Origin of the sequence: Testudinibacter crocodili, from assembly GCF_006228025.1 — a bacterium.
Taxonomy (GTDB): domain Bacteria; phylum Pseudomonadota; class Gammaproteobacteria; order Enterobacterales; family Pasteurellaceae; genus Chelonobacter.
Genome location: NZ_VDHF01000041.1, coordinates 25,422 through 32,165, shown reverse-complemented (window position 1 = coordinate 32,165; position 6,744 = coordinate 25,422). Strand labels below are relative to the sequence as shown.

Genomic DNA, 6,744 nt, shown 5'->3' with positions numbered 1-6,744 from the left:
ATTAATCGTGTATTTTAACCTTTGTCAGCAATCTAACAGCATACAAACTATGTTGTGGTTTTGTTTTGTCTGTAAAAAATAAAAATGATCACAGAGGAAAAATGATGAAACAGATTCCGATGACCGTACAGGGTGCGGAAAAATTAAAAGAAGAGCTGGAGTTTTTGAAAAACGTCCGCCGTCCGGAAATTATTAAAGCGATTGCCGAGGCGCGTGAGCACGGCGATTTAAAAGAAAATGCGGAGTATCATGCAGCACGGGAACAGCAGGGATTTTGCGAAGGACGGATTCAGGATATTGAAGGCAAACTTTCTAACTGCCACATTATTGACATTACCAAGATGAAAAATAACGGTAAAGTGATTTTTGGCGCGACGGTTGTATTGATGAATTTGGATACAGAAGAAGAGGTCAGCTATAAAATTGTCGGTGATGACGAAGCGGACATCAAGAGCGGTTTGATTTCAGTGAATTCGCCGATTGCACGCGGTTTAATCGGCAAGGAAATTGATGATAGTGTCTCGATCACCACACCGGGCGGCAAGGTAGAATTTGATATCGTTGATGTGCTGTATCAAGGCTAAGACAAAGGCAAACGATAAAAGTGCGGTCTGACAGGTCGGATTGTAGCCCGACCTGTTAGTATTACGTTATTTGGGGAGTTTGATGGTTGGTTCTTTGCTTGGGCGATACAACACCAAAATATGACCGATCAATTGCACTGCGGTGGCGGTAGTTTCACGCACAATTGCATCGATGATTAATTGCTTGGTTTCACGTTCCGCACCGGCAACTTTCACTTTAATCAGCTCATGATGGCTCAAGGCATTATCGATTTCGGCGACAACGCCTTCGGTTAACCCGTTAGCGCCAAGCATCACAACCGGTTTCAAGTTATGTGCCAAGCCTTTTAAATACTGTTTTTGTTTTGTGGTTAAGTTGATTGCCATAAAAAATCCTTTTAACGTAGGTATAATTCTTGTAACGCAGGCTGAGATTAAACATTAAACCTACATTGTTACATCACAATAGAAAAGTTTGAATAATTGATTATTTAGACTTGAATCTATTAATTTAAGTGCCATATTAACATAATTACCGCTTGAGTTAGGTAATTATCTCAAGAGATAAAATAAAATGGGAAAGAAAAAACGTTCTGCCAGCTCGACTCGCTGGTTAAATGAACACTTTAAAGATCACTTTGTGCAAAAAGCACATAAACAAAAACTGCGTTCACGTGCCTACTTTAAACTTGATGAGCTCCAGCAGACTGACCGTTTGTTTAAACCGAATATGACAGTGGTCGATTTGGGCGCAGCGCCGGGCGGCTGGTCGCAATATGTGGTCAAACAGATTGGCAGTCAGGGGCGGGTGATCGCCTGTGATATCCTGGATATGGATCCGATTGCTGGAGTGGATTTCCTGCAAGGGGATTTCCGCGAAGAGAGCGTGTTGAAAGCACTGCTACAACGGGTCGGTGACGGCAAAGTTGATGTGGTATTGTCGGATATGGCGCCCAATTTCAGTGGTATGCCGTCGGTGGATATTCCTAGGGCGATGTATCTGGTGGAACTGGCGTTGGATATGTGTCGTCAGGTATTGGCAAATAAAGGCAGTTTTGTCGTAAAAGTTTTTCAGGGAGAAGGCTTCGACGAGTACCTGAGAGAGATTCGTTCTCTGTTTGGTGTGGTGAAAGTACGGAAACCTGAAGCCTCTCGTGGTCGATCGCGAGAAGTATATATTGTAGCAACCGGTTACAAATTATAGTAATCTATGCTACCGATTTGTTAAACAAGGAATAAACGAGGTTGAGCCTTGAAGAACGACATGATAAAAAACTTAATTTTGTGGACGGTAATCGGTGTCATTCTGATGTCCGTGTTTCAAAGTTTTAATTCCGATTCGGAAGCCAAAAGCGGTGTGGATTACACTGCGTTCGTTTCCGATGTGGGCAATAATCAGGTAACTGAAGCACGTTTTGATGACAGTCAAATTACCGTGACCAAAAGTAATGGTGATAAATACCAAACTGTCATGCCGATTTACGACGCCAAAATTTTGGATGACTTGATTCAGAAAAATGTCAAAGTGTCCGGCACGCCGCCGGAAAAACGCGGCTTATTCTCACAGATTTTGATTTCATGGTTCCCGATGCTGTTGTTGATCGGCGTTTGGATTTTCTTTATGCGCCAAATGCAAGGCGGTGGCGGCAAAGCGATGAGTTTTGGCAAAAGCAAAGCCCGCATGATGACCGAAGAACAAAATACCACCCGTTTTACCGATGTTGCAGGCTGTGATGAAGCGAAAGAAGAGGTTGGTGAAGTCGTCGATTTCTTGCGCGATCCGAGTAAATTCCAAAAATTGGGCGGTAAAATTCCGAAAGGCATTTTGATGGTCGGGCCACCGGGAACCGGTAAAACCTTGCTGGCAAAAGCGATCGCCGGCGAAGCAAAAGTGCCGTTTTTCACGATTTCCGGTTCGGACTTTGTCGAAATGTTTGTCGGGGTCGGCGCATCACGGGTGCGTGATATGTTTGAACAAGCTAAAAAAGCCGCACCTTGCTTGATTTTTATCGATGAAATCGATGCGGTCGGACGCCAACGTGGCGCTGGTTTGGGTGGCGGACACGATGAACGTGAACAAACGTTAAACCAAATGTTGGTCGAAATGGACGGTTTTGAAGGTAATTCCGGCGTTATCGTGATTGCTGCGACCAACCGTCCAGACGTGCTGGATCCGGCATTGACCCGTCCGGGACGTTTTGACCGTCAAGTGACCGTCGGTCTGCCGGATGTGCGTGGACGTGAACATATTTTGAAAGTGCATATGCGTAAAGTACCGGTCTCACCGGATGTCGACCCAATGGTGATTGCACGGGGTACACCGGGTTATTCCGGGGCAGATTTGGCGAACTTAGTTAACGAAGCGGCGCTGTTTGCGGCACGTCACAATAAACGTATCGTGACCATGGTCGAGTTTGAAAAAGCCAAAGATAAAATCAACATGGGGCCGGAACGTCGCACCATGATCATGACCGAGAAACAGAAAGAATCGACGGCTTATCATGAAGCAGGCCATGCGATTGTCGGTTATTTAGTGCCGGAACACGATCCGGTGCATAAAGTCACCATCATTCCACGTGGACGGGCGCTAGGGGTAACCTTCTTCTTGCCGGAAGGGGATCAAGTCAGTATCAGCCACAAGCAATTGGAAAGTAAGCTGTCGACGCTGTATTCCGGCCGCTTGGCAGAAGATCTGATTTATGGCGAGGAAAATATCTCTACCGGTGCTTCGAACGATATTAAAGTTGCCACTAATATTGCGCGCAAAATGGTCACTGAATGGGGCTTCTCCGATAAATTGGGGCCGATTTTATATGCTGAAGATGATGGTGAAGTCTTTTTGGGACGCTCAATGGCGAAAGCCAAACATATGTCTGACGAAACCGCTCATTTGATTGATGAAGAAGTCCGTCAAATTGTCGAGCGTAACTATCAGCGTGCCAGACAGATTCTGTTGGACAATATGGATATTTTACACGCGATGAAAGATGCGTTGATGAAATATGAAACCATCGAAGAAGAGCAGATTCGCCAGTTGATGGAACGTCGTGAAGTCACGCCACCACCGGGCTGGGAAGGTGATGAAAAAGCAGATACTAAAGCTAAATCAGAGCAAGCTACAAAGGATCAAGCTACAAAGGAGCAGGCTAAAGCGGATGAGGTAAAAAAACCAACGGAGTTGGAAGAGGAAATCATCTCTGACAGTGACGATGACCAGAATCCGGAAAATAAAGCCTAAGTTCTGTTCGGTTGATAGCTATCAAAATCTGCCCCTAAAAAGTTGATTTAATAACCAACTGACTAGGGGCAAATTTTTATTAATATTCAATGACTAAATATGAAAAATGTGACTATTTCCTGTTGGCATTTCGACCGAAAGGCTGAGTTTACCCCCCATTGTTTCAACATAACGTTTTAAAGTGGAAAGTTTTAATTCATTGCCTCGTTGTTCAATTTGAGCGACCGCAGGTTGAGATATTCCAAGCGTTTGCGCCAAGTCCTTTTGAGAAAGCTCCAGTTCTTCACGCAATTGGGATAGACCAACTTCAAGGATTAATTCTTGTGCTTTCTCATGAATTTTAGCTTGGCGTTCAGCTGGCAATCTCGCCATTATTTCATCTAATGTAATATATTTTTTCATATTATTTCTCTAGCATTTTCAAGTAATTGGTGAATTCGTTATCTGCGATACGGATCATTTTTTCGTAAAATCGTTTATCATTACTTTTATCGCCAGCACACAACACAATTGCTTGACGAAGCGGATCGAATGCAAAAAATGCTCGAAGTGGTGATCCCTGATGTTGAATACGCAATTCTTTCATATTAGCATATTTAGAACCTTTGATAGTATCAGCGTAAGGTCGCGATAACTTATGCCCTTCGTTCTTTAAGAGGTGAAGGTAAGCGAGCACGCTATCTTGAGTATCTTCATCTTGCGCTAGTAACCATGTATCAAAACGCTCAGTAGTAATTACTACCCAGTGGACTATATTTTTCATCATTCCATTCGATAAGTTTCAGCTTATAATTATTTTATAAGCTGAAACTTATAAGTCAATCGTTATTTTGACTTATCTACAGGGATAATTTGAAGATTTTCTCAGTAAAATGACAGTGACACTGCGCTTATAAACTCTCACCTAAATGAATTTTAAAGCCGGTATCAATAATTTCCTGCGCAATGGCGATGCCGTTTAGGCGGTCGATGATTTCTTGGGCGGCAATTTTGCCGATTTCAAAGCGAGGGGTAATGATTGAGGCGAGCTGTGGCGTCATCGCTTGCCCGACGTTGTGACCGTGAAAACCGGCGATAGCGATGCGTTGTGAGATCGGAATACCTTGTCGTTGGCATTCGAATACCGCACCGATTGCCAAGTCGTCATTGGTGCATAAAATGCCGTCGGTATTTGGGCGCTGTGCGATAATTTGCCGCAACTGCTGTGCGCCTAAGCTGAATGATGATGCTTGTTCAGTCAGCAGCTTATAGGGTTGCAGCTGGTGTTGTTGCATCGCTTTTTCATAGCCCTCAATTTTCTGTAAGGTACGCTGATCCATGCGTGCGGCAAAATAGACAATATTTTTGCGCCCTTGCTGAATCATAACTTCGGTCATCTGCTGTGATGCTAAACGGTTATCAAAACCGACCGCTTGTGCCACCGGTTTGCTGTGCTTCAGATCCATGATTTCGATAATCGGAATATTGGCGACTTGCAGCATTTTCAGTGCCTGTTTGCTGTGCACGTTTTCTGACAGAATCAGCGCATCAACATTATACGAGAGTAGCGAACGAATCCGTTGCTCTTCAATTTCCGGTGAGTAACCAAAATGTGCCAACATCGTTTGGTAGCCCGACAGCTCGGTTACCGATTCAATGCCTTTGATCACATCGGCAAACACCTGGTTGGTCAGCGAGGGCACTAACACACCGATGGCATGGCTTTTGGCGCTCGACATAATGCGTGAGGCAACATTGGGAATATAGCCAAACTGTTCGATTGCAGCAGCGATTTTCTCTCGCGTGGCAGGTGCGACGGTTTTAGGATCACGCAGATAGCGGCTCACGGTCATTTTGGTGATGCCGAGATGATTGGCGATGTCTTGTAGAACCGGTCGTTTATGCTGCATAGATTTCCATATTGCTGACCGCACTTTGCTGCTTGCACAGTATCAAAGTGCGGTGCAGGGCTTAGACCTTAAAGCAGGCTACCAAATGCTGTGGTTCGCCGAGTAATAACGGCTTATCCAACGTGCAGTGGCTATCGGCAATCGGGCAGCGGGTACGGAACACGCAGCCGGACGGCGGATTAATCGGCGAAGGCAAATCGCCTTCCAACAGCTGAATCTGCTTAGTGCGTTCCAGCTTCGGATCGGGAATCGGCACCGCAGACATCAACGCTTTGGTATAAGGGTGCTTGGTATGTTGGAAAACTGAACGATAATCACCCAGCTCCACCGCATTGCCCAAATACATCACCAATACGCGATCGGAAATATGCTTGATCACCGACAGATCGTGGGCGATAAAAATCAGAGAAAGCCCCATCTCTTGTTGCAACGATTTCAGCAGATTGACGACCTGTGCTTGGATTGAAACGTCCAATGCTGACACGGGTTCGTCACAGATGATCAGTTTTGGTTCGATAATCAGGGCACGGGCAATACCAATCCGCTGGCATTGCCCGCCGGAAAATTCGTGCGGATAGCGATTGATCAGATTTGGCAACAACCCGACCTTCGCCATCATATTCTGCACCCGTTGCTTAATTTCTTGGCGCTTCAAGTGCGGTTGGTAAACCTTTAACGGCTCGGCAATAATATCGCCGATGGTCATACGCGGGTCAAGCGATGCCAACGGATCCTGAAAAATCATCTGAATATCGTTGCGCAATGCTTTCCATTGTTTGCTGTTTTGGCTGCTTAAATCTTTCCCCAGCCATAGCATTTTGCCGCCGGCGGATTTCACCAAGCCGATAATAGCACGAGCCAAGGTGGACTTGCCACAACCGGATTCGCCGACCACGCCCAGTGTTTCGCCCTGATAGAGTTTGAACGACACCTGATTCACGGCTTTCAGCGTTTGTGCTTTGCTGAAAAGCGCACTTTTGTCTTTTTTAATTTTGAAATGAACGCTTAGATTGTCCACTTCGAGCAATAAATTGTTGTTATTTTCAAGTTGCAT

General features: G+C 45.1%; 8 protein-coding genes. 3 read left to right on the top strand and 5 right to left on the bottom strand.

From position 1 onward, the window contains the following. The first annotated feature begins 104 nt into the window (after positions 1 to 104). A complete protein-coding gene (gene greA, locus FHQ23_RS04630; RefSeq protein ID WP_139613269.1) occupies positions 105 to 584 on the top strand; it encodes a transcription elongation factor GreA in 480 nt (159 codons plus the stop codon). A 66-nt stretch (positions 585 to 650) separates the two neighbouring features. On the opposite strand, the gene yhbY is transcribed toward greA, so the two are convergent. Then, positions 651 to 950 carry a ribosome assembly RNA-binding protein YhbY gene (gene yhbY, locus FHQ23_RS04625; RefSeq protein WP_139613268.1) on the bottom strand — a complete coding sequence of 100 codons (300 nt, stop codon included), beginning with the start codon at positions 948 to 950 and terminating at the stop codon, positions 651 to 653. Between the two features lie 187 nt (positions 951 to 1,137). On the opposite strand from yhbY, the gene rlmE reads away from it, so the two are divergent. Continuing rightward, the gene (rlmE, locus tag FHQ23_RS04620) at positions 1,138 to 1,767 is read left to right on the top strand and encodes a 23S rRNA (uridine(2552)-2'-O)-methyltransferase RlmE (protein ID WP_139613267.1); all 630 of its coding nucleotides are present in this window, start codon (positions 1,138 to 1,140) and stop codon (positions 1,765 to 1,767) included. Between the two features lie 60 nt (positions 1,768 to 1,827). Further along, positions 1,828 to 3,801, top strand: coding sequence for an ATP-dependent zinc metalloprotease FtsH (ftsH, locus tag FHQ23_RS04615; protein WP_139613266.1), 1,974 nt, complete (start codon positions 1,828 to 1,830; stop codon positions 3,799 to 3,801). A 93-nt stretch (positions 3,802 to 3,894) separates the two neighbouring features. On the opposite strand, the gene FHQ23_RS04610 is transcribed toward ftsH, so the two are convergent. The 4 genes from FHQ23_RS04610 to oppF form a co-directional block, all read right to left on the bottom strand. Further along, complete coding sequence (locus FHQ23_RS04610) at positions 3,895 to 4,203, bottom strand: helix-turn-helix domain-containing protein (protein ID WP_139613265.1); 309 nt, start codon at positions 4,201 to 4,203, stop codon at positions 3,895 to 3,897. Between the two features lies 1 nt (position 4,204). Next, positions 4,205 to 4,564 carry a type II toxin-antitoxin system RelE/ParE family toxin gene (locus FHQ23_RS04605; protein WP_132967286.1) on the bottom strand — a complete coding sequence of 120 codons (360 nt, stop codon included), beginning with the start codon at positions 4,562 to 4,564 and terminating at the stop codon, positions 4,205 to 4,207. A gap of 127 nt (positions 4,565 to 4,691) precedes the next feature. Further along, complete coding sequence (locus tag FHQ23_RS04600; RefSeq protein WP_139613264.1) at positions 4,692 to 5,690, bottom strand: substrate-binding domain-containing protein; 999 nt, start codon at positions 5,688 to 5,690, stop codon at positions 4,692 to 4,694. 61 nt (positions 5,691 to 5,751) lie between these two features. Further along, positions 5,752 to 6,744 (bottom strand): murein tripeptide/oligopeptide ABC transporter ATP binding protein OppF, encoded by a 993-nt coding sequence (oppF, locus tag FHQ23_RS04595; RefSeq protein WP_139613263.1) that lies wholly within the window; start codon positions 6,742 to 6,744, stop codon positions 5,752 to 5,754.

What these genes read in the sequence shown, in the direction of transcription:
- rlmE (WP_139613267.1), top strand. Translation starts at nt 1,138, where the DNA reads ATGGGAAAGAAAAAACGTTCTGCCAGCTCGACTCGCTGGTTAAATGAA.
- ftsH (WP_139613266.1), top strand. Translation starts at nt 1,828, where the DNA reads ATGATAAAAAACTTAATTTTGTGGACGGTAATCGGTGTCATTCTGATG.
- greA (WP_139613269.1), top strand. Translation starts at nt 105, where the DNA reads ATGAAACAGATTCCGATGACCGTACAGGGTGCGGAAAAATTAAAAGAA.
- FHQ23_RS04610 (WP_139613265.1), bottom strand. Translation starts at nt 4,203, where the DNA reads ATGAAAAAATATATTACATTAGATGAAATAATGGCGAGATTGCCAGCT.
- FHQ23_RS04605 (WP_132967286.1), bottom strand. Translation starts at nt 4,564, where the DNA reads ATGAAAAATATAGTCCACTGGGTAGTAATTACTACTGAGCGTTTTGAT.
- FHQ23_RS04600 (WP_139613264.1), bottom strand. Translation starts at nt 5,690, where the DNA reads ATGCAGCATAAACGACCGGTTCTACAAGACATCGCCAATCATCTCGGC.
- yhbY (WP_139613268.1), bottom strand. Translation starts at nt 950, where the DNA reads ATGGCAATCAACTTAACCACAAAACAAAAACAGTATTTAAAAGGCTTG.
- oppF (WP_139613263.1), bottom strand. Translation starts at nt 6,744, where the DNA reads ATGCAACTTGAAAATAACAACAATTTATTGCTCGAAGTGGACAATCTA.